Annotated in this window: 1 protein-coding gene; it reads right to left on the minus strand. The window is 41.8% G+C overall.

Annotated features, from left to right (window positions below):
- Window positions 1-261: hypothetical protein (locus AC0IXA_RS27680; RefSeq protein ID WP_471814942.1), on the minus strand; the 261-nt coding region annotated here is incomplete at both ends.

The raw sequence follows: 261 nt of genomic DNA on the forward strand, positions 1-261 counted from the left end.
GGGCACACCTTTTTCTGCTAAATCTCCGCCAATCATAATCACATCTGGCTCTTCCTGTCTGATTTCTGTTAATAAAGTGTCACTTATGAGACGTCTGTGTGTATCAGAAATAAAGAAAATGACAGCAGGCCGGTCTGATTGAAGTGCTTCTATTGTAAAGTAATGCTTTTTGATGTTGTTTTGTTTTGCCGTTTTCACCATTTTTGCCGTTACACACACACCTGTTGTAACAGCCGCAATGGCGGCAGTAAATCCGATGGC

The organism is Pseudomonas sp. AC083, from assembly GCF_979253165.1.